The sequence below is a fragment of the Haladaptatus sp. DYSN1 genome, assembly GCF_029489995.1.
In the GTDB taxonomy this organism is placed as follows: domain Archaea; phylum Halobacteriota; class Halobacteria; order Halobacteriales; family Halococcaceae; genus QDMS2.
Window position 1 is genome coordinate 1167303 of record NZ_CP120470.1, and the last position, 18810, is coordinate 1186112.

24 protein-coding genes are annotated in these 18810 nt (G+C 64.4%); 10 read left to right on the top strand and 14 right to left on the bottom strand.

The window, feature by feature from the left end; genetic code table 11:
* A complete protein-coding gene (locus P0648_RS06245; protein ID WP_276248128.1) occupies positions 1-690 on the top strand; it encodes a TVP38/TMEM64 family protein in 690 nt (229 codons plus the stop codon).
* On the opposite strand, the gene P0648_RS06250 is transcribed toward P0648_RS06245, so the two are convergent.
* From P0648_RS06250 to dapA, 6 genes are read right to left on the bottom strand one after another with little or no spacing between them, the layout of a single operon-like run.
* The gene (locus tag P0648_RS06250; RefSeq protein WP_276248127.1) at positions 687-1772 is read right to left on the bottom strand and encodes a M20 family metallopeptidase; all 1086 of its coding nucleotides are present in this window, start codon (positions 1770-1772) and stop codon (positions 687-689) included. The genes P0648_RS06245 and P0648_RS06250 overlap by 4 nt on opposite strands.
* A gap of 1 nt (position 1773) precedes the next feature.
* A complete protein-coding gene (gene dapF / locus P0648_RS06255; protein ID WP_276248126.1) occupies positions 1774-2640 on the bottom strand; it encodes a diaminopimelate epimerase in 867 nt (288 codons plus the stop codon).
* Positions 2637-3878: a diaminopimelate decarboxylase gene (gene lysA / locus P0648_RS06260; RefSeq protein ID WP_276248125.1), complete on the bottom strand. Its 1242-nt coding sequence runs from the start codon at positions 3876-3878 to the stop codon at positions 2637-2639. Before lysA ends, dapF begins: the two co-directional genes overlap by 4 nt.
* Complete coding sequence (locus tag P0648_RS06265; protein WP_276248124.1) at positions 3875-4705, bottom strand: 2,3,4,5-tetrahydropyridine-2,6-dicarboxylate N-succinyltransferase; 831 nt, start codon at positions 4703-4705, stop codon at positions 3875-3877. Before P0648_RS06265 ends, lysA begins: the two co-directional genes overlap by 4 nt.
* A complete protein-coding gene (gene dapB, locus P0648_RS06270) occupies positions 4702-5466 on the bottom strand; it encodes a 4-hydroxy-tetrahydrodipicolinate reductase (RefSeq protein WP_277505670.1) in 765 nt (254 codons plus the stop codon). Before dapB ends, P0648_RS06265 begins: the two co-directional genes overlap by 4 nt.
* Positions 5463-6368, bottom strand: a complete 906-nt coding sequence (gene dapA / locus P0648_RS06275) for a 4-hydroxy-tetrahydrodipicolinate synthase (protein ID WP_276248122.1) — start codon at positions 6366-6368, stop codon at positions 5463-5465. Before dapA ends, dapB begins: the two co-directional genes overlap by 4 nt.
* A gap of 342 nt (positions 6369-6710) precedes the next feature.
* On the opposite strand from dapA, the gene P0648_RS06280 reads away from it, so the two are divergent.
* Positions 6711-7208: an NYN domain-containing protein gene (locus P0648_RS06280; RefSeq protein ID WP_276248121.1), complete on the top strand. Its 498-nt coding sequence runs from the start codon at positions 6711-6713 to the stop codon at positions 7206-7208.
* On the opposite strand, the gene P0648_RS06285 is transcribed toward P0648_RS06280, so the two are convergent.
* The gene (locus P0648_RS06285) at positions 7205-7387 is read right to left on the bottom strand and encodes a hypothetical protein (RefSeq protein WP_276274438.1); all 183 of its coding nucleotides are present in this window, start codon (positions 7385-7387) and stop codon (positions 7205-7207) included. The genes P0648_RS06280 and P0648_RS06285 overlap by 4 nt on opposite strands.
* Before the next feature lie 151 nt (positions 7388-7538).
* Here P0648_RS06285 and P0648_RS06290 point away from each other — a divergent pair, with 151 nt between their 5' ends.
* The 3 genes from P0648_RS06290 to P0648_RS06300 are packed head-to-tail and all read left to right on the top strand — an operon-like array spanning position 7539 to position 9181.
* Positions 7539-8006: a PUA domain-containing protein gene (locus P0648_RS06290; RefSeq protein WP_277505673.1), complete on the top strand. Its 468-nt coding sequence runs from the start codon at positions 7539-7541 to the stop codon at positions 8004-8006.
* Between the two features lie 51 nt (positions 8007-8057).
* Entirely contained in the window at positions 8058-8462 is a 405-nt protein-coding gene (locus P0648_RS06295) for a nascent polypeptide-associated complex protein (RefSeq protein WP_277505674.1), read from the top strand.
* Positions 8459-9181 (top strand): tRNA (adenine-N1)-methyltransferase, encoded by a 723-nt coding sequence (locus tag P0648_RS06300; RefSeq protein WP_276248117.1) that lies wholly within the window; start codon positions 8459-8461, stop codon positions 9179-9181. The genes P0648_RS06295 and P0648_RS06300 overlap by 4 nt, the downstream gene beginning before the upstream one ends.
* 1 nt (position 9182) lies before the next feature.
* Here the strand turns inward: P0648_RS06300 and P0648_RS06305 are convergent, their stop codons facing one another.
* The 4 genes from P0648_RS06305 to P0648_RS06320 form a co-directional block, all read right to left on the bottom strand.
* Complete coding sequence (locus P0648_RS06305) at positions 9183-10994, bottom strand: hypothetical protein (RefSeq protein ID WP_277505676.1); 1812 nt, start codon at positions 10992-10994, stop codon at positions 9183-9185.
* A 175-nt stretch (positions 10995-11169) separates the two neighbouring features.
* Entirely contained in the window at positions 11170-11739 is a 570-nt protein-coding gene (locus P0648_RS06310; protein WP_277505677.1) for a hypothetical protein, read from the bottom strand.
* A 1-nt stretch (position 11740) separates the two neighbouring features.
* The gene (locus P0648_RS06315; protein WP_276248114.1) at positions 11741-12055 is read right to left on the bottom strand and encodes a transcription factor S; all 315 of its coding nucleotides are present in this window, start codon (positions 12053-12055) and stop codon (positions 11741-11743) included.
* A gap of 87 nt (positions 12056-12142) precedes the next feature.
* A complete protein-coding gene (locus P0648_RS06320; RefSeq protein WP_276248113.1) occupies positions 12143-12400 on the bottom strand; it encodes a hypothetical protein in 258 nt (85 codons plus the stop codon).
* 160 nt (positions 12401-12560) lie between these two features.
* Between P0648_RS06320 and P0648_RS06325 the strand changes: the two genes are divergently transcribed.
* Both P0648_RS06325 and P0648_RS06330 read left to right on the top strand, forming a co-directional pair.
* On the top strand, positions 12561-12746 hold the full coding sequence (locus P0648_RS06325; protein ID WP_277505678.1) for a hypothetical protein: 186 nt from the start codon (positions 12561-12563) through the stop codon (positions 12744-12746).
* A gap of 48 nt (positions 12747-12794) precedes the next feature.
* On the top strand, positions 12795-14054 hold the full coding sequence (locus P0648_RS06330; protein WP_277505679.1) for an MFS transporter: 1260 nt from the start codon (positions 12795-12797) through the stop codon (positions 14052-14054).
* Here the strand turns inward: P0648_RS06330 and P0648_RS06335 are convergent, their stop codons facing one another.
* Positions 14055-14828: an enoyl-CoA hydratase/isomerase family protein gene (locus P0648_RS06335; RefSeq protein ID WP_276248110.1), complete on the bottom strand. Its 774-nt coding sequence runs from the start codon at positions 14826-14828 to the stop codon at positions 14055-14057.
* A gap of 82 nt (positions 14829-14910) precedes the next feature.
* Here P0648_RS06335 and P0648_RS06340 point away from each other — a divergent pair, with 82 nt between their 5' ends.
* Positions 14911-15405, top strand: coding sequence for a DUF5797 family protein (locus P0648_RS06340; RefSeq protein WP_277505680.1), 495 nt, complete (start codon positions 14911-14913; stop codon positions 15403-15405).
* Here P0648_RS06340 and P0648_RS06345 read toward each other — a convergent pair.
* Together P0648_RS06345 and P0648_RS06350 are read right to left on the bottom strand one after the other, a co-directional pair.
* Complete coding sequence (locus P0648_RS06345) at positions 15402-16409, bottom strand: DUF5787 family protein (protein WP_277505681.1); 1008 nt, start codon at positions 16407-16409, stop codon at positions 15402-15404. The two genes, P0648_RS06340 and P0648_RS06345, sit on opposite strands and share 4 nt — an antisense overlap.
* Before the next feature lie 49 nt (positions 16410-16458).
* On the bottom strand, positions 16459-16896 hold the full coding sequence (locus P0648_RS06350; protein ID WP_277505682.1) for a bis(5'-nucleosyl)-tetraphosphatase: 438 nt from the start codon (positions 16894-16896) through the stop codon (positions 16459-16461).
* A 168-nt stretch (positions 16897-17064) separates the two neighbouring features.
* On the opposite strand from P0648_RS06350, the gene P0648_RS06355 reads away from it, so the two are divergent.
* Together P0648_RS06355 and P0648_RS06360 are read left to right on the top strand one after the other, a co-directional pair.
* Entirely contained in the window at positions 17065-17391 is a 327-nt protein-coding gene (locus P0648_RS06355; RefSeq protein ID WP_277505683.1) for an uS10/mL48 family ribosomal protein, read from the top strand.
* Positions 17392-17482: 91 nt separating this feature from the next.
* Complete coding sequence (locus P0648_RS06360) at positions 17483-18772, top strand: amidohydrolase (protein WP_277505684.1); 1290 nt, start codon at positions 17483-17485, stop codon at positions 18770-18772.
* The last annotated feature ends 38 nt before the right edge of the window (positions 18773-18810 follow it).

Genomic DNA, 18810 nt, shown 5'->3' on the forward strand with positions numbered 1-18810 from the left:
GTGCAACTTTTCGTCTCTGCTGAAGGGCGGCGCGGATTCCTGCTTCGGGTAGCCGCGCTCTTTCTCTTTTTCGTCGCGCTCGCCCTGCTCAGCAGGCGGATGCTCCCGCTGTTCGTGAACCCCGAGTTCGCCCGCGAGACCATCGCCGCTTACGGCCCGCTCGCGCCACTCGCGTTCATCGCGGTGCAGGTGCTCCAGGTGGTCTTCGCGCCCATCCCGGGCCAGGCGATGGGCGTGGTGAGCGGCTACCTCTTCGGTGCATACCTCGGGACGTTTTACAGCGTCGTCGGCGCGGGACTGGGGAGTTTCATCGCGGCCGCCGCCGCTCGCCGATTCGGCCGCCCCTACGTCGAGCGCGTCGTCCACCCCGATACCCTCTCCCGGTTCGACGGCGTGACCGACCGGCGCGGGGAAATTGGTCTGTTTCTCGCCTTTCTGGTTCCCGGCTTACCCGACGACGCCATCTGCTTCGTCGCCGGACTCACGCGCCTCTCGCTTTCGCGCATCGTCGTCATCGCGGTGGTTGGTCGCGCCCCGTCGCTCCTGCTCACGAACCTCGTCGGCGCAGAACTCGCCAGCCGAAATCTCGCAATGGCGGCGGTTCTGGGGCTGCTAGTGCTCGTGCTGTCGATTTTAGGATACACGAACCGTGAGACACTCGCGGACTGGGTTGTAGGCGACGGCAGTTAGGAGAGGAATGCGGCGACTGTCTCCGTCACGGCTTCGGCAGCGGCTTCGACCGCTGACACGAGGACGTACTCGTTGGGCGAGTGGGCGACCGGTTCATTGCCGTCGGCGAGTAGGCCCGGGCCGAACACGACGGTGGGGGCGTCGTGGGCGAAGTATGAAGCTTCCGTGGCGGCCGAGAACGGACGAATTGCCCCGCCGGAGGCGGCGGCAAGCGTCTGGGCGAGTTTCCCCTCAGGGTCCGTTTCCCACGCTTCGAGGAAGGGTGTGGGCCGGTCGGTGAACTCGAAGTCGTAGGTCACGTCGAACTCGACGTCGGGGACGTTCTCGCGAAGGTGGGTTTCGAGCAGGTGCTCGAAGGAGTCGCTCGTCTCGGGGGGAACGCTCCGGCGGTCGACGACGATTTCGCATTCTGCGGGAATCTGGTTGGTCGCCGTCCCGCCACGAATCATCGTCGGTTCGAGCGTCGCCGCGCCGAGTTCCTCGTGGACCGGTGGGGCGTCGTCGCGGTCGAGGAAGGTTTCGAGCGCCCGGAGGACGTGGCCTGCGCCGGTAATCGCGTTTACGCCGGATTGTGGTTCCGCGGCGTGGGCGTTCTCCCCGCGGACGGTGATAGTTCCCTCGAAGCGGCCTTTCGCCGCGTTACACACGTCGAGGCCGGTCGGTTCGCCGACGATGTAGGCGTCGCCGTCCAAATCGAGGGCGGCCGCGCCGGTCGATTTGACTTCCTCGTCAGGGGTAATCGCGAGCGTGAGTTTGCCGCGTTGGAGGTCGGTATCGAAAAACGCGACGAGCAGGGCGGTCAGTGGCCCTTTCGCGTCGCAGGAACCGCGGCCGCGGATAATGTCGCCGTCGCGGGAAAATTCGACGTGCGGGGCGACGGTGTCGATGTGGGTATTGAGGACGACGTGGGGGCCGGGTTCGTCGGTCTCGCGTGTGGAAATTGTGTTGCCAGCGTCGTCTACGTGTGCCGCGAAGCCCTGGGCTTCGATAGTAGAGACGAGCAACTGGCGCATCTCGGCGATATCCTCGTGGGAGGGCGTCTTGACGGCGTCTTCGAGAAAAGCGACGGGGTCGAAATCCACCTCAGGCCTCCGTCGGGTCGAGTCGTCGGGGCTTGCTGACGGGGACCTCACTCCGAAAATCGAGTTCGACCGGCCCATGGAGGAACGCCGGGCCGTCGGTGAGCGTGACTTCGAGGTCGCCGCCCGGCGGCGAGACGGAGACCGCAGAGCCACCGGAGACGAGGCCGAGTTCGCGGGCGGCGGCCGCGATGGCCACCGCACCCGTGCCACAGGAGCGCGTCTCGCCCTCGACGCCGCGCTCGAAGGTGCGCTGGTCGAAACCGCCGTCGTCGCGCTGGCTGGCGACGTTCACGTTCGCCCCCTCCGGGAAAATCTCAGCGTGGCGGATGGCCGGGGCCACCGCGTCGAGGTCCACGTCGGCCACGTCGTCTACGAAGATGACGGCGTGGGGAACGCCCGTGTTCACGGCCGTGACGGCGTAGCCTTCGAAGTCCTGCTCGACGACCGGTTCGTCAGCGAGAACCGGGACGGCGGCCGGTTCGAAGAGGGGCGTTCCCATCTCGATGGTCACGCCGTCGTCTTCGATGCGAGCGTGGCGGGTGCCCGCCTGCGTGTCGATCATAATCTCGGACGCACCGGTGCGTTCTGCGGCCCACGCCGCAGCACAGCGCGCCCCGTTGCCGCACATCGAGGCGGTCGAGCCATCCGGCTGGACGAGCGTCATGACGACGCGCGGCGGCGAGTAGCGGTCTTCGAGCGCGAGAAAGAGCACGCCGTCTGCGCCCACGCGGTCACTCGACGGGTGGGAGACACCCGTCTCGCGATGACAGAGTTCCGTCGCGAGCGCCCGGCGGTCAGGGACTGCCTCTGCTGCATCTACTAGTACGAAGTCGTTTCCGGTTCCGTGGTACTTGTCGAATCGAATCATGGTTCTTCTAAGGTGGTGACGTCGGCGAGGGTTTCGCGTCGAATCGCGAGGCTTGCCTCGCCGTCGTCAAGTGCGACCACCGCGGGTCGCGGTCGTGAGTTGTACTGACTGGCCATTTCGTAGCCGTATGCGCCAGCGTTGCCGATACAGAGCAAGTCGCCCCGGGCGGGCGCTGGCAGAACCCGGTCGGTGGCGAAGATATCGCTCGTCTCGCAGATGGGGCCGGCGACGAGCGTTTCTACCGATTCGCGTTCTCCTGCGTCGGGCGCGAGGTTGCGAATCGCGTGGTAGGAATCGTACATCGCCGGGCGGACGAGCGTCGTCATCCCGGCATCCACGCCGACCACGAGCGTCTCAGGCGTCTGCTTTACCGTGTTTACGTTGGTGAGCAGAACGCCCGCGTCGGCGACGAAGTAGCGGCCCGGTTCGATGGCGAGTTGGGCGTCCACCTCGCCGAGCGCCTCGCGAGTCGCGTCGGCCACCGCGTCGATGTCGAGGGGTGGTTCGTCCTCGCGGTACGGGACGCCAAAGCCGCCGCCCACGTTCACGAAGTCGAGCGCGACGGGCGACTCGCGGGCGAGCGCGCCCATCCGACTCACGAGTTCGCGGTGCGAAGAGAGGTCGTCGCCCGAGATACCGCTGCCCGCGTGGGCGTGGATGCCGACCACGTCGAACCCGCGGTCTGCGGCCTCGGCGAGCAGTTCGGGAACGTCGTCGTACGGGACGCCGAACTTCGGATCAGTGCCCGTCGTAACCTTCGCGTGGTGGCCCGCGCCGACGCCGGGGTTTACGCGCACCGCGAGCTTGCCGTAGAACCCGCGGTCTGCGAGGCGGTCGAGCGTGTCGGCCGCGCCAATAGTGATGGTCAGCGGGTGTTCTTCGGCGCGGGCACAGACGTGGTCTAGGTCCTCACTCGGCGGGTTGACCGCCGTGTAGCGCACCTCGTTTCCCGTGAAACCGGCGGCGAGCGAGCGCTCGACTTCGCCGGCCGAGGCGCACTCCGCACCGACGTCCTCCTCGCGCAGGGCGCGCAGGACAGGTCGCGAGGTGTTGGCCTTGGTCGCGTAGCTTACCTCCGCGTCAGGGAACGCCCCGCGAATCCGCCAGGCGTTCTCGCGGACGCGGTCTACGTCGTAGACGTAAAGCGGCGACCCGTACTCCGCTGCGAGGTCGGCGAGCAGGCCGGCGTCCCACTCGTGCAGTCGGCGTACGTCGGGGCCGCCGCTTTCGTCGTTCATTCGCGCAGTGCCTCCTCTCGTGCGGTGGCTTCGAGCGTGGTCGCCTCGATGTCCGTGGCGACGACGGCGGGCTTGTACGCCCCGCCGGAAAACAGCTCGTGGTCGCCAATCGAGGATTCGACGAAGCGCGTGAACGCCCGACGGTTCGATGGCAGTTCGCCGTAGAGGACTTCCTCTTCGACGAGGTCGTAAACCGGAATGCGCGGCGTGAGCAGCGTGTTCTCGCCGACGACGGAGTTTTCACCGACGACGAATCCGGAGGTGACCCGGCAGCCAGCGCCGAGCGAGACGCCGTCTTCGACGATGACCGGCGCGCTCTCGACCGGTTCTAAGACGCCGCCGATGAGCGTGTTCGCGCCGAGTTTCACGTCGTTGCCAATCTGGGCGCAGGAGCCGACCGTGTCACAGGAATCGACGAGCGTGCCGTCGCCGACGTGCGCGCCGATGTTGACGTAGGCCGGACTCATGAGGATGGCGTTCGACCCGATGTAGGCTCCCCGCCGAATGACCGTCCCGTTCGGGGTGTTTCGCGTGCCCTTCTCTGCGAGGTCGCTCGTCTCGCGAAGCGGGAGCACGTCGTGGTAGGTCACGCCGCCGTAGGTTCGGGGTTCGGTGTTTCGCAGGCCGAAGTTCAGGAGGATGCCCTGCTTCACCCATTCGTTGGCCTCCCAGGTTCCGTCGCGCTTCTCCGCGGCGCGGATGTCGCCGGCTTCGAGCGCGGCCAGGAAGGCGTCTAACACGTCGAGTTCGTCCGCGCCGACGTCGGCGGCCGTCAGTCCGTCTTGCTTTCGTTGCCACAGGGCTTCGATTGTCGATTGTAGGCTCATTGGGAATCGTCGATTACGTTCGCGAAGTCGTACCGGCCGGCGTCGCGGGTCGCCACCCATACGGCGGCGTCCAGCGCCCCGGCGGCGAACACCCCGCGACTCTCGGCACGGTGGGTGAGTGTGACTACCTCATCGTTCCCAGCAAGGAGTACCTCGTGTTCCCCGCGAATGTTGCCTGCTCGTCGCACGAGGACGCCGACTTCGTCCGCGGCGCGGGGGGCGTCTCCCTCCCGGCCGTAGACCCGTTCGAGAGAGCGCTGTTCGTCGATGCGGTCTAACAGCATGTTCGCCGTCCCGCTCGGGGCGTCGCGCTTGCCGTTGTGGTGGGTTTCGACCAGCTCGATGTCGTAGTCGGGCAGCGCGGCGACGGCTTCCTCGACGACGTTGAGCAGCGCCTGAATGCCGCGGGCGAAGTTCGACGATTCGAGGAGCGGAATCGTCTCGCTCGCCGCGTCGAGGGCCGCGTTCTGTTCGTCTGCGAAGCCGGTCGTCCCGACGACGACGGCGACGCCCGCCTCGGCGCAGGCGCGGACGTACTCGACCGACGCCTCGGGGACGGTGAAATCCACGAGCACGTCGGGCTGGTGCTCGGCGAGCAGTGCGGACAGGTCGCCGTCCGATTCGAGGGTCACGTCCGTCGCCACGTCTTCGGGGTCGCGGCTGACGGCGAAGGCGAGGTCCACGTCGTCGCGGTCTCTCGCCAGCGTGATGACCTCTTGTCCCATCCGGCCCGTCGCGCCGGTGACCGCAACCCGCGTCATCGGGCGAGCGGGGCCTCCGCGTCTTGCAGGTCTGCGAGGGCTTCACGCAGCGCGTCCAGGTTCTTTTCGCCCATTCGAGACAGCGGCGGACGCATCGCACCCGTGCCGTGGCCGCGGATGGCGAGCGCCTCGTTGATTGGGATGGGGTTCGTTTCGATGAACAGTGCCCGGAACAGCGGGCCGAGTTCGTAGTGCAGGTCGCGGGCCATCTCGTAATCGCCGTCGAGTGCCGCGCCGACCATCGCGCAGGTGCGCTCGGGTTCGACGTTCGCGGCGACGCTGATGGTGCCCGTCGCGCCGATCGAAATCATCGGGAGCGTGAGGCCGTCGTCGCCGGAGAGGACGGCGAACTCCTCGTCGTGGGTCTTCTCTAGGACCTCGCCGACGCGGTTCAGGTCGCCACTCGCGGCCTTGTAACCCGCGATGTTCGGGTGGCTGGCGAGGTTGACCGCGGTCTGGACGGCGATGTTCCGGCCTGTGCGACTCGGCACGTTGTAGATAATCTGTGGCAGGTCGACCTCGTCTGCGACGGTGCGGAAGTGCTCTTCCATGCCCGCCGGTTCGGGCTTGTTGTAGTACGGCGAGATGAGGAGCAGTGCGTCCGCGCCGGCGTCTGCGGCGCGTTGGGAGAGCGACACTGCCTCTCGGGTCGAGTTCGACCCGGAACCGGCGATGACCGGCACGTCGGAGACGGCGTCGACGACGCACTCGATGACCTCGATGTGCTCGTCGTGGGTCAGCGTCGCGCTCTCGCCGGTCGTGCCGACGGGAACGAGGCCGTCGACGCCGGCTTCCTCGAGGCGTCGGGCGTCTGCGGCTAACTGGTCGAAGTCGATACTAAGGTCGTCGGTGAACGGCGTGACCATCGCGGGGAACACGCCACTGAATGTCTGGTCTGTCATTGGTGGTTGGGGTCTAGGTAGTCTACGTGCGCTCTGCCATCGGAGAATAGCTCACAACGGAGGTGCCACGTCCGCCGTGAACAGAGTGTGCTTACGCACGTTTGCGTTTAGCGCCCCAAAAACGTCGCACGCCACACCCACCGCTGTTCCGTGTTGCGATGGTCGTTGATGTAGCGCGTCGCATACGAAATTCACAGCGTCGCCAGTACTTAGGCATTGCGCCAGTTGCGAAGCCTGCCGAGGCTCGGTGGCCGTCCCATGGGTCGTGTGGACACACCACGCTTCGATGTGGCCACGGGCAGAAGGGTAAACACCTTTCTTGCGGGCGTCTGATTGCAAAATATGGGTATCCATCACTCGGGTCAGCGCGTCGCCCTTCTCGTAGACGCGCAGAATCTCTATCACTCCGCACAGAGTCTCTACTCGCGGAACATCGACTACACGGCGCTGCTGAACGAAGCGGTCGACGGCCGCACGCTCACCAGAGCCATCGCGTACGTCATTCGCGCAGACTCACCCGACGAGGAGAGTTTCTTCGAGGCGCTGAACGACATCGGCTTTGAGACGAAGATAAAAGACATTCAGACGTTCGCAGACGGGTCGAAGAAGGCAGACTGGGACGTCGGGATGAGTCTCGACGCCGTCACGCTCGCCCCACACCACGACACGCTCGTGCTGTGTACCGGCGACGGCGACTTCAGCCGCCTGTGTTCGCACGTCCGCCATCAGGGCTGTCGCGTCGAAGTGATGGCGTTCGAAGAATCGACGTCGGAGTCCCTCATCGAAGCGGCGGATTCCTTTACGGACTTCAGCGAAAAACCGGACGAGTTCTTGCTCTAGACTGGACGGCCGCTTTCGGAGGTCCCGACGAGCAGCGACCCAGCAGCCATGCCGAGCGCGGCGAGGGCGGCGAGGGCGACTGGAACTGGCGAACCGAGGAAGCTCACGCCGAGCAGCACGACGGAGCTAATCGCGAGGACCAGCATACCGAGGGTTACTTTCGATGTTTGGTTGCTCATGCCCGGTCCTTGGAAGTTCTCGCATATGAGCGTTCTGGAAAATCGCGGTACAGCGTGGCATTGAACACTATTTTTCATGATTGAAATGTGGTTGCAAATGGCACATTTTCGGGTGGAAGGCGTTTTACCAGCCAGTCCCAAAGAGCGGCCAATGAGCGAGACAGACGAGCGTACGGACCTCCGTACCATCGCAGACTATCAGTTCGGGGCGGGCGCCGGCGACGCCCTCTTCGCTGGTGACATCTCTATCGAGCGCTCCAGCAACGGGCGACCGCAGCAGATCCGAGACGGGCGGGCACGCATCGTGTCCTTCGGGCTGGACGGCCGGTTCACCCTCGGCGTCGAGGGCGGACGACGCCTGCTCGACTCGCTTGCCGCCCCGCAGGCGCGGGTCGTCGTCGGCGACGAGAGCGAACCGTTCGTCCGCGACGGCAAGAACGTGTTCGCGAAGTTCGTGAGCGACGTGGACCCCGACGTCCGCCCGGGTGACGAAGTCGTCGTCGTCCACGAGGAGGGGTACATTCTCGCCGTGGGACGGGCGGAACTGTCCGCCTCGGCCATGCTCGACTTCGAGACGGGCATGGCGGTCAAAGTCAGAGACGGCGCGCAAGACTCCTGACGCTGGTCGTCGGTCGCTAGTCTTTTGCCTCCGGACTTCAAGTCTGGAGGTATGTTTGGAGGAGGCGGACTCAACCCGCGAAAGATGAAGCAGATGATGAAGCAGATGGGCATCGAAGTCGAGGACATCGATGCAGAGGAGGTCATCATCCGCACGAAAGACGAAGACCTCGTGTTCACCGACGCGGAGGTCCAGCGCATGGACGCCCAGGGCCAGCAGACCTACCAGATCGTCGGCGAGCCCGAGTCCCGCCCGCGCGGTGCGGGTGACTCGCCGCCTGCCGTCGAAGGCGACGCCGCTGGCGAACCAGAAGAAGATGCGTCCACCGAAGTGGATATCCCGGACTCAGACGTCGAAATCGTCGCCCAGCGGACGGGCGCGAGCGCGACGGAAGCCCGCGAAGCACTCGAAGCGGAGAACGGCGACCTCGCCGCCGCTATCTCCCGCCTAGAGTGACCGTCTTACTGGTCCACGGTTCTCGGGAGTACCTGCTCGAACCGGGTGAGGAGTTACAGACCGACCTCGGCGTCCTGCAGGTTCCCGACGACGTAGAACCCGGACAGACGCTCTATACGCACCTCGACGAGCCGTTCACGGTGCGCCGATTGCGTGGCCCCGACCTGTTCAACCACTTAGACCGGACGGGCGCACCGATGCTGCCTCGTGACATCGGCCTTATCGTCGGCACCGTCGGCATCGCTCAGGGTGACCGCGTGCTCGACGCTGGCACTGGAACCGGCGTCCTCTCTGCGTACATGGGCCGGATGGGAGCGGACGTGACGACGTTCGAGCGCAACGCGGAGTTCGCCGACGTCGCACGCGACAACATGCGTCTCGCCGGCGTCGAGGACATCGTGGACGTTCGAACCGGCGACATCACCGAAGAACTCGACGACCTCGGTGAGTTCGACGTGCTGACGCTCGACACGGGCGACGCAGCCAGCGTCGTCTCTCACGCGCCAGACCTGCTCGTGAGCGGCGGGTTCGTCGCCATCTACTCGCCGTTCGTCGAGCACACGCGCGACGCGGTGGAAACGGCCCGGGACGCTGGTCTCACCGACATTGAGACGGTCGAGACGATTCAACGCCGGATGGACTTCGACGAGCGTGGCTCTCGACCATCGACCAAGGGCGTCGGACACACCGGCTATCTGACGTTCGCGAGAAACAGCTAAGTCAGGTCCAGCCCGGCGAGGACGTGGCCTGTGGCGTTCGATTTTCGGTTGCGGATTGGGTCGTCGTTTCGCCACTCGACGAGTCGGTGGTGGACGTATTCTGCGTCGTCTCCGTATACTGAGTGGTGTCCGCGTTCGTCGTCGTGGCTGTCCCAGTGGTCGTCTCCGTACTGGTAGTCGTTTCAGTGGCCGTCGCCGTCTGCGTCTGTGTTGGCGTTCGTGTCTGCGTGGCCGTCGGCGTCGGGGTTCTAGTCTGCTGTGGAGTCTCCGTCGTGTTGTCGTTCGAGTCGTTCTGGGTCTCGTTCTGCGGGGTTTCGTCGTCCGGGAGGATGTCAGAAACGTTGCTCCGGCGGGCGTCGCGGTCCACAATCGTCTCGTTGCCGTCGATGACGAAAGTGAATGCCGCACCGAACTCTCCTTTCGCCACCTCGACGAGCAGGGTGTCGGTCACGTCCGTCTGGAAGGTCACGACGCCGTTTTTGTCGGTCCGTCCAACGCGGTCACCCTCCGCGAACACGAGTGCGTTGCGGACCGGTTCGTCCTCGTAGGTCACGGTCACCGTCGCGGTGCCGTTGTCGAGCGTCGCCGTCGCGTCCATCCCTCTGAGGGCACCCGTCTGTGGGGCGTCCGCGGCCGAATCGAACTCGAATTCGAGGTGGCCGGTCGCCTGTCCGCGGACGCCTGTGATGTTCACGTCGCCACTGGGAAGGCTCACTGCTACCTGCCCGTTCGAGTTCGTCTTGCCGACGTCGTTGCCGTTCACCGAGATGGTGACGCCTGGGGCAGCCTTGCCGTTCGAGAGCGCCTGAATCGTCACCTGCTCGTCGGGTGCGGGTGTGCCTTCGGCGACAATAACCGCCAGTTCGTCGGTTTCGTTCGTCTGGTTACTGGACGCATTTCGCCCCGAGAACTCCTCGTCGATGGCGAACACGTTGCCCGACGAGCCATCGACGTATACCGCTGCGTCGCCAGTGATGCCGTTCATCTCGTAGTCGAAGCGAAATTCGTAGAAGCCTCGGTCACGGTTGACGCGGGCGTTCATGAGCGTCCAGCCTAACTTCTGGCCTTGCAACACGGCGCGTGCGGATTTCAGCGCCTCGCCCTGGTTGACCGCGATGCTGTTGTCGTCGTCACGTGGCCGTTTTATCGTCCGCGAGCGCTCGCTCTCGTCCTTGTCGACGTTGATGGACAGCCCGTTGTCCGTCTCGAGGGTGACCTGCGCGTCGTTCGCGCCGAGGAACCGCTGTTTGAGCGCCGTCGCGCCCGGCCCGGTAATCGGTTCGAGGTGGATGCGAGCAGCAGCGATTGCACTCTTGTTCACACCGCCGGCAGACAGTTCGAGGTCAGAGAGCTGGTCGAGTCGCTGTTCCGCCTGGGCTAAACTTTCGAGGCAGTTCTCAGCCCGGGTGTTGAGAACCGCGAGTCGCTGGGCGTACTGGTTGCGCGTCAGCTCGTAGTCCTCGTACTGGGCGGTGACCCGGTCGTACCGGGCGCGAATCTGCGACGCCTGTCGCTCGAGACGCTGAATTCTGTTCGCGACGAGTTTCGCTTTCTTCGTGTCGTCGGACGATTCGACCTGTCGCTCGAACGCGTCGTCTTCGTAGGACGACTGGAGATTCTCGCCCGTCGTCGACATCATCGTCGAGAGTTGGGCGCCGACCGTCACCGACACGTTCGAATCGTTCTGTGCCGCCTCCTGAGCGGCATGTTCTCCGGTGGAACTTGACTCGAACGGGAGAGCCACGACGGGGGCGACCCCGCTTACGACGAGTATCGCCACGAGGAGCAACGAGAGGTTCTGACCCGTTCTCATTGTCAGTCTTTCACGCCTATTTCCTTATAAATGGTCTCTACCGTTTGTGATGGTTTAGATCGTTCATCGGTCGATTTCGGCTGGTATAAACTGTCTGACGGTCGTCTGACGCCCCTCTCGCGCGACCCAATTTGGGCCTTAGAACACTGCTAAACGGTCCTGAGGGGGGTTCTATTCATCGAACTGACCTGATGAGCGAAAGTAACGTTTGTTCGTCTGTCCGCGGGTCTGTTGGTAGGTCGTCGGCTTCCGGCGGAAGGGTGGTCGGATAGAATCCGCCCGCGACGCGAAAGTCCGTGAGGCGCGGCCAGCAGGCGAGAAAGCCCGCGAGTGGCGGTTGTGCTGCCTCGTCGTCCCCGTGGCGCGCTTCGAGGCAGACGAGCGACGCCCGCTCGCCGGTGTCCACGCGAATGCGTTCTGTTCGGTCCCGAACCGTGGCCCGAACGCCTCGTTCCTCGAGGTCAGCGAGGAATTCCTCGCGCACGGCAGGCCAGACCGTCGGCATGAGCATCGCCGGGCCGATGCCGGGGGCAAGCGGCGGGCGGAAGGTGAGGCGCGTCGCGAAAAACAGCCGCCACGGGTGGTCGCTCCCGAGGCATCGCTGAAGCGCCACGTCTTCGTATCGCCGCGTCTCACCCCACACCTCCATCGTCGGGAGGGCGACGAGTCGCTCCTCGTCGCGTCCCGTTTGCTCCCACCCCTCAGGGAGTTTTTCGGTGGGGGCGACTGGTCCCCGAGACGCCATCTCAGTGGTCGTCTTCGCGCCACTTGTGCTCGCAGTTCGTGCAGACGAAGAAGCGGGTTTCACTCTCGTCTGCAGAGCGAATCTGTTGCATGTACCAGTAGGCCTCGTCGTTCTCACACTGCGGGCAGTGGACCTTGGTCGTCGGCAGACCGCGGTCCTCTGCATCGCTCACGTCCACGATTTCGGAGGCCTCCTGGCTCTCGGTGAGGACGTAGTTCTTGCTCGCGTCTTTGAGCTTCGTGAAGTCACACTGGCTGCAGACCCATTCGCCGTTCTCTGCGCGCATCAGGGACCCGCATTCGTCGCAGAATTCCATACCACGGTTAAGAAACCGGGGTCATTTATATTGTCGGTTGTTTTCCCGGCGTGGAATCACCACACAGGGGTACGCAAAAATCCGTGCTCAGGCGTCGCCTTCGGACTGGCCGGGCTCGCCGACGGCGCGCACGGGCATGTAGGTGAGAAGGTCCGTCTGGAGGTCTTCCATCGTCTCGTACATCATACTCGGAGCTCGCTCGATGACGTTGCTGAGTTTCGTCTCCCCATCTGCGAGGAGGACCGTCACGTCCGAAAGCTCGGCCATGGCGTCAGTCCGCGAAATCGGGTACGACAGTTCGGCGAGCGTCCCATTGACGCGGCTCAGTTTTACAGTTCGTGCCATACCGCGTCCATCTCCGCCGACCGGTATTAGTATTCATCGATTAATCGTGATAAATTTGCGGCTCACGCTCGTCACGGACTGCCTACCTGGGAGTTAGGCGCGTCCATCCGATCCTGTTTTTTCACCAACAACTAACTACGTGTGAGTGGTAGACGCACACATGGTCGAGGTCCAAGCGCTTCAGGATGGCACGCAGGCGGGGATGGCGCTCATCGCGTTCTCCGTACTCGTGTTGCTCGCATCGCTGTTCGTCTCCATACCGAATCCCCAGCTGTCGGCGATGACCCTCGTGCTCGTGCTGGGTGTCCTCCTCATCGGGTTTTCGAAGGTCAGACCAGTCGTCTAGCCGCTTTCAAAACGGTTTTCGGCTGGTTTGCCATACGAGTGACCACGCATGGTCCTCGGAACCGACAGGCGTGTCCTCGTCCTCGCCCTCGCGCGAATGGCAGACGCTGTCGGGAACTCGTTTCTCATCATCGTCCTCCCGCTGTACCTCGCTTCCGACATCGTTTCCCTCCAGGGACTGCTCGGGGCGACCGTTCCGGGACTCGGCATCACCATCACCGAAGAACTGCTCATCGGGGTGTTGCTCTCGCTGTTTGGCTTCCTCAACTCCTTTGCCCAGCCGTTTACCGGACGCCTCTCAGACCGAACCGGCAAGCGTCGCGTGTACATCCTGTTCGGCCTCGTCCTCCTCGGGGCGGCGAGCGCGGCCTACGCCTTCGCCCAGAACTACGCGACGCTCGTCGTCCTCCGCGCGCTTCAGGGCCTCGGCGCGGCGTTCACCATCCCGGTCACCATCGCCCTCGTGAACGAACTCGCCACGACCGAATCGCGCGGCGGCAACCTCGGCGTGTTCAACACCTTCCGACTCATCGGCTTCGGGTTTGGCCCCATCGTGGCCGGCCTCGTCGTCGCCGCGGGCCCCTACACGCTCTCTGGATTCACCGTGAGTGGGTTCGACGCGGCCTTCTACACCGCCGCACTCGGCGCACTCGTCAGCATCGCGCTGGTCACGGTGTTCGTCTCAGACCCCGAAACGACCGAAGACCTCGCTGGCGAAGACCTCGCCTTTCAGGTGCGCGACCCGACCGGAAAACAGGCGCTCGACCCCGTCTTCGCGCTCGGCGTCGCGACGCTGTTCATGGGTATCTCCATCGCCCTGTTCGCCACCTTGCAGGAGAACGTGAACACCCGCCTTGGACAGGGCGAGTTCCTCTTCGGGGTGCAGTTCGCCGCCGTCATCATCGCGAACGTCCTCCTCCAGGTCCCCATCGGCCAGGCGAGCGACCGAATCGGTCGTCGTCCGTTCTTGCTCTGGGGGTTCGTCCTGCTCGCGCCCGCCGTCCTCGCCCAGGGACTCGTCACGGACTCGCTCACGATGATCGCCGCGCGCCTCATTCACGGCGTCGCCGTCGCAATGGTGTTCGCGCCGGGCCTCGCGGTGGCCGGTGACCTCGCAAAAGAGGGGCAGTCGGGGACGACGCTCTCCGTGCTGACGATGGCCTTTGGCCTCGGCACGGCGATTGGCCCGCTCGCCTCCGGCTATCTCGTCAGATTCGGCTTCGTCGTGCCCTTCGCGTTCGCCGCCGTCCTCTCGGTGCTGGCGCTCGCGCTCGTCTACTCGCAGGTCGAAGAAACGCTGCCCGCCTGATTATTCGAAGTCGGGGTCGCGCTTCTCGACGAACGCAGTCATGCCCTCGCGCTGGTCGTCGGTCCCGAACAGGGAACTCCAGATGCGCCGTTCGTAGGTAAGCCCCGAATCGAGCGTCATCTCGTGGACCTGATTCAGCGACTCTTTGGCCGCCTGCATGGCGAACTTCGGCTTGGCTTCGAGTTCTTTCGCCATGTCCATCACTCGCGAGGCGAGCTGGTCGTGGGCGACGACTTCGCCAACGAGTCCCATCTCGTTCGCATCCTGTGCATCGACGCGCTCGCCGAAGAAGACGAGTCTGCGGGCGAGTTCGTCGCCGACGATGCGCGAGAGGCGCTGCGTGCCGCCCCACCCGGGGATGATGCCGAGGTCGATTTCGGTCTGCCCGAGCACCGCCCGCTCGCTCGCGACGCGAAGGTCACAGGCGAGGGCGAGTTCACACCCGCCGCCGAAGGCGTAGCCGTTGATGGCGGCGATGACCGGCGCGGGGAACTCCTCGATGAGGTCTGTGACGCGGTGGCCCTTCTCTGCGTACTCCTGGCCCTCCGTCACGGAGAGGTCTTTCATGAACGAGATGTCCGCCCCGGCGACGAACGCCTTGTCACCTGCGCCGGTGAGGATGAGGACGCGCGCGCCCTCGTCTTTGGCCGTTTCGATGGCCTCCTTGAGGGCATCCAGTGTCTCCGTGTTCATCGCGTTCAACCGCTCTGGTCGGTCTACGGTAATCGTCGCAACCTTGCCGTCCCACTCCAGGTTCACGGTGTCCCATGACATGGAACAACCGACGGGAAGGGTCGGCTTAATCGTTCCCCCGCGGTCAGAAAGGCCAATGTACCACCACTTCGTACGGCGACGTATGACGCTGTCCGAGGAGGCAGAAAAGCGACTCGCCGACATCGTGGCGCTCCAGCCAACAAAGAACAAGGACCTCCAGAAACGCTGGGGGTTAGAGAGCGGGAGCGAAGTCCACCAGTATCTCGAAAAGGAACTGAAGGAGTACTACTACCGCGACGAGAACAGCCTCATTCGGGCGACGCCGGAAGCCGCGGAACTGGTCGGCGTCGACCCGGGCGTCGTCGACGAGGGCGACGGCCCGCGGGCGATTCGCGTCCCGCTGCTCCAGAAGCAAATCGTCGAAGTCGCCCCCGACCACGACGAAGAATCTGAGAGCGTCGTGTCGATTCTCCACCGGATTCGCGACGCCTTCGACTCCGACCCCGAGGTCGACGACGTGCGCTCGGGACTGCGGAGTTTAGAACAGAAAGGCGTCGTCGAAATCGTCTATCGGACCGTCCCAACCTTCCGGCTCGCGGTCGAGCGCGACTCGCTCACCGTCGAACTGCTCGACTAATCGACCAGTCCGGGGCGCTGCTCGCGGCGCTTGCGGTCGAGAAATCGCTTGATTGCCTTCCCCGGACCGCCCTCGATTGGCCACCCGCGCGTTCGCCAGGCGGGCGGTTCCGGCGAGAACTTCGGACACGACCCCGAACACTCGGCGCGCGTCGGGAACTTTTGCTTTGCCTCACACCACGGGAGCCACGTTTCCGCCTCGCGCTTCAGGGTGAAGTGCCGACAGTCGGGACGCATCGTGTCCGCGTACGAGCGCCATCCGCGTGCGTAGGCGCGCTCCGCGAGCGCGAGTCGCTTTTTGGCCTTCTTCTCTGGACCCAGTTCGTCCCCGCCGGGCGTCGTGCCGGGTTCGTCCACTGAGAGGCTGGTCGGATACCACTCGACGCTGGCGGCGGGAAACTCGACGGTCAGAATGCCGACTTCGACGGGCATGCGTTCGAGCAGCGCGGGTTCGATTTGTGCGCCGGTTCGCTCGGTCGCCACCCACACCTCATCTGCGAGCGCGAGGTTCGTATCTTTCTCCAGTTGGCCGCGCAGGGCGCGGGCGGCGCTCGCGTCGAGGTCGGGTTTGTTCTCGACGGCGACGATGCGCGAGACCCAGTCCGGGTACGGCGCAATCTGTCGTATCTCGATTTTGTTCCCGTTTCGCCGCGTCTGCAGGACGCCGCTCGCTACGGCCTCGTGAATGGCTTCCCTGACGTAGCGCCACGGATAGCCCGGGTCGGGCAGCGCGTCCTGGTACCACGCCCAGTCTGCTGGCGCGTGCTGGACGACATCGAGAACGTTCCACGAGAGCGCGTCGGGGCCGAACAGGGCGCGCTGGCGAAGCAACTCTCGGGTCGATTCGACGACGATGGTGTCCCAGCGCCGCCCTCGCGTGCCGAGTTGTCGGGCGACGACAAAGGCGGCGTCCTCGCTGGCCGGACCGTCCGGTGGCCAGTGGCGTTCTGCCCACTGGCAGACGGCCAGTTCGAAGCTGAACTCTGAGTCGCCCGGCGCGTTCACGGCCCGTGGTTTGCACTGCGCAGACTAAGGCGTTCGCCCCGGCGACGGCTCAGATGTCGCCGTTCTGTTTCAGTTCGTCGAGGAAGGCGTGGGCGTCGCGGAGGATATCACGCGGTCCATCCTGGGTGATGGTGTTGATAGCCTGCTCGTAGTCGCGCCACTGGAGGTCACGGTGCTCTTTCGAGAGTTCCGCACTCGCCTCGAACGATTTGGCGATGAACAGGTGAACCGTCTTGTGGATGGTCTTCCCGTTCGCCTCGAACACGTAGTCGTAGTCTTCGCGAAAGCCGTCGATGAGGCGGAACTTGTTGATGCCCGCCTCCTCTTTGACTTCGCGAATCGCGGTCTGCTGGAGTTCTTCTTCTCCCTCGACACCGCCTTTGGGGAATTCCCAGTCCCCGGGACGGCTCTTCAGCAGGAGATATTCGCGGCGGCCCCTTGTATCGCGAAAAAGGATAGCCCCCGCGCTTGTCGCTTTTACAGCCATTACAGAGTGATACTGCGTGGTTGGTTAAAAGGTTTTCAAGGGAGAATTCACCCGGTGCTGTGCCAATTAGTCCCACGATTCTCCCGGCGGTCGGACACGTCTGGCGGCGAGAGATTTTGGATGGGTTTTTACGGGTTGAGCACACAGGGTAGTGATAACCGATTATCTATGAGTTTCACCACTACACTCACCCTCACGAGCGGGGACCGAACCGTCCTCGACGAGGTTGTGACCGACATCAAACGAACCGCGAATCGAAAAGGCGCCGCACTCCACGGACCGCACACCAAGCCGACCGAAGTCCACGCCGCCCCGCAGGCAAAACGCCTCCACCCAACCGGCGACTCCTATCCACAGTGGGAGTACACCGTCTACACGCGCGTCATCGAAATCGAGGGTCACGACGATTTCGCACGCGCCGCGACCCAGTGGGACTTCCCCGCTGGCGTCCACGTCGAAGCAGAAATCAAACAGGTTCGCGCGGCCGGTCGCTGACGTTCTTCTGCGAGTGACGCTTCCCAAACCCGGCAAGCGATGCGTGGGTCGGCAGCACGGTATTAAGCCGCTCCCCCCCTGAGTTTCATCCATGCAACAGTCCGTGCCTGACCACCTCGTCTCGCTGCGCCGCGACCTCCACCGCCACCCGGAACCCGCGTGGCGTGAGTTCTACACCACGAGCCGTATCGTGGACGAACTCGAACGCATCGGCGTCGACCAGCTTTACGTCGGCAAAGCTGCGCTCGGAACCGAACACGGCGACCTACGACTCGCGGTTCCAGACGACGACGTCCTCGACGAATGGTTCGAACAGGCCCGCGCCGAGGGCGCACGCGAGGACGTGCTCGAACAGACCAAGGGCGGGTACACCGGCGCGCTCGCGGTCCTCGAAAAGGGTGACGGACCGACTATCGCCCTCCGCGTGGACATCGACGCGCTGCCCCAGCGAGAGTCCGACGACCCGGACCACGTTCCGGCAGCGGAGGGCTTTCGGTCGGAACACGAGGGCGCGATGCACGCCTGCGGTCACGACGCCCACGTCACCTTCGGCATCGGCGTTCTGGAACAGATAAAAGAGAGCGACTTTTCCGGGACGTTCAAGCTGTTCTTCCAGCCCGCAGAGGAGGTCATTGGCGGTGGCAAGCCGATGGCGAAAAGCGGGCACCTCGACGACGTGGACTACCTGCTCGGCGTTCACGTCGGCTTGGACCACCCAACTGGCGAGGTCGTGGCGGGCATCGACGGCTTCCTCGCGGTGAACCACTTCAACGTGGAGTTCACGGGCCTGCCAGCCCACGCCGGGGCCGCTCCCGACGAAGGACACAATGCGGTGCAGGCACTCGCCACCGCCATCCAGAACTGCTACGCGATTCCTCGCCACCAGGACGGCGCGACCCGGGTGAACTGCGGCGTCGTCGGCGGTGGCACGGCCGCGAACATCATCCCCGAGTCGGCCTTCATGCACGTCGAGGTGCGCGGGCGGACGACCGAACTCATGGGGTACATGAAGGAGAAGGCAGTTCGCGTCATCGAGTCGGCCGCGGACATGTACGAGTGTGACGTGGAATTCACGGAAATCGGCGAAGCCCCGAGCGCGGAGAGCGACCAGTCGCTCGTCGACATCGTGAACGAAGTCGCCGGCAACTCACCGCTCGTCTCTTCAACGATGGAGCGCGACACGCTCGGCGGCAGCGAGGACGCGACGTTCCTCATGCAGGAGGTCCAGGACAACGGCGGCGAGGCAGCCTACGTCTGCATCGGCACGTCCCATCCGACGGGCCACCACACCGCGACGTTCGACGTCGAAGAGGAGAGCATCGACGTCGCGGTGGACGTGCTCTCTAAGTCGATTCTCGAAATCGCCGCTCGCCGTCCGTAGCCGCTGAAACGGCTTTGTAGGCTCCCGCCGTAGTTCCC

What these genes read in the sequence shown, in the direction of transcription:
- dapF (WP_276248126.1), bottom strand. Translation starts at nt 2,640, where the DNA reads ATGATTCGATTCGACAAGTACCACGGAACCGGAAACGACTTCGTACTA.
- lysA (WP_276248125.1), bottom strand. Translation starts at nt 3,878, where the DNA reads ATGAACGACGAAAGCGGCGGCCCCGACGTACGCCGACTGCACGAGTGG.
- P0648_RS06265 (WP_276248124.1), bottom strand. Translation starts at nt 4,705, where the DNA reads ATGAGCCTACAATCGACAATCGAAGCCCTGTGGCAACGAAAGCAAGAC.
- dapB (WP_277505670.1), bottom strand. Translation starts at nt 5,466, where the DNA reads ATGACGCGGGTTGCGGTCACCGGCGCGACGGGCCGGATGGGACAAGAG.
- dapA (WP_276248122.1), bottom strand. Translation starts at nt 6,368, where the DNA reads ATGACAGACCAGACATTCAGTGGCGTGTTCCCCGCGATGGTCACGCCG.
- P0648_RS06280 (WP_276248121.1), top strand. Translation starts at nt 6,711, where the DNA reads ATGGGTATCCATCACTCGGGTCAGCGCGTCGCCCTTCTCGTAGACGCG.
- P0648_RS06285 (WP_276274438.1), bottom strand. Translation starts at nt 7,387, where the DNA reads ATGAGCAACCAAACATCGAAAGTAACCCTCGGTATGCTGGTCCTCGCG.
- P0648_RS06290 (WP_277505673.1), top strand. Translation starts at nt 7,539, where the DNA reads ATGAGCGAGACAGACGAGCGTACGGACCTCCGTACCATCGCAGACTAT.
- P0648_RS06295 (WP_277505674.1), top strand. Translation starts at nt 8,058, where the DNA reads ATGTTTGGAGGAGGCGGACTCAACCCGCGAAAGATGAAGCAGATGATG.
- P0648_RS06305 (WP_277505676.1), bottom strand. Translation starts at nt 10,994, where the DNA reads ATGAGAACGGGTCAGAACCTCTCGTTGCTCCTCGTGGCGATACTCGTC.
- P0648_RS06310 (WP_277505677.1), bottom strand. Translation starts at nt 11,739, where the DNA reads ATGGCGTCTCGGGGACCAGTCGCCCCCACCGAAAAACTCCCTGAGGGG.
- P0648_RS06315 (WP_276248114.1), bottom strand. Translation starts at nt 12,055, where the DNA reads ATGGAATTCTGCGACGAATGCGGGTCCCTGATGCGCGCAGAGAACGGC.
- P0648_RS06320 (WP_276248113.1), bottom strand. Translation starts at nt 12,400, where the DNA reads ATGGCACGAACTGTAAAACTGAGCCGCGTCAATGGGACGCTCGCCGAA.
- P0648_RS06325 (WP_277505678.1), top strand. Translation starts at nt 12,561, where the DNA reads ATGGTCGAGGTCCAAGCGCTTCAGGATGGCACGCAGGCGGGGATGGCG.
- P0648_RS06330 (WP_277505679.1), top strand. Translation starts at nt 12,795, where the DNA reads ATGGTCCTCGGAACCGACAGGCGTGTCCTCGTCCTCGCCCTCGCGCGA.
- P0648_RS06335 (WP_276248110.1), bottom strand. Translation starts at nt 14,828, where the DNA reads ATGTCATGGGACACCGTGAACCTGGAGTGGGACGGCAAGGTTGCGACG.
- P0648_RS06340 (WP_277505680.1), top strand. Translation starts at nt 14,911, where the DNA reads ATGACGCTGTCCGAGGAGGCAGAAAAGCGACTCGCCGACATCGTGGCG.
- P0648_RS06350 (WP_277505682.1), bottom strand. Translation starts at nt 16,896, where the DNA reads ATGGCTGTAAAAGCGACAAGCGCGGGGGCTATCCTTTTTCGCGATACA.
- P0648_RS06355 (WP_277505683.1), top strand. Translation starts at nt 17,065, where the DNA reads ATGAGTTTCACCACTACACTCACCCTCACGAGCGGGGACCGAACCGTC.
- P0648_RS06360 (WP_277505684.1), top strand. Translation starts at nt 17,483, where the DNA reads ATGCAACAGTCCGTGCCTGACCACCTCGTCTCGCTGCGCCGCGACCTC.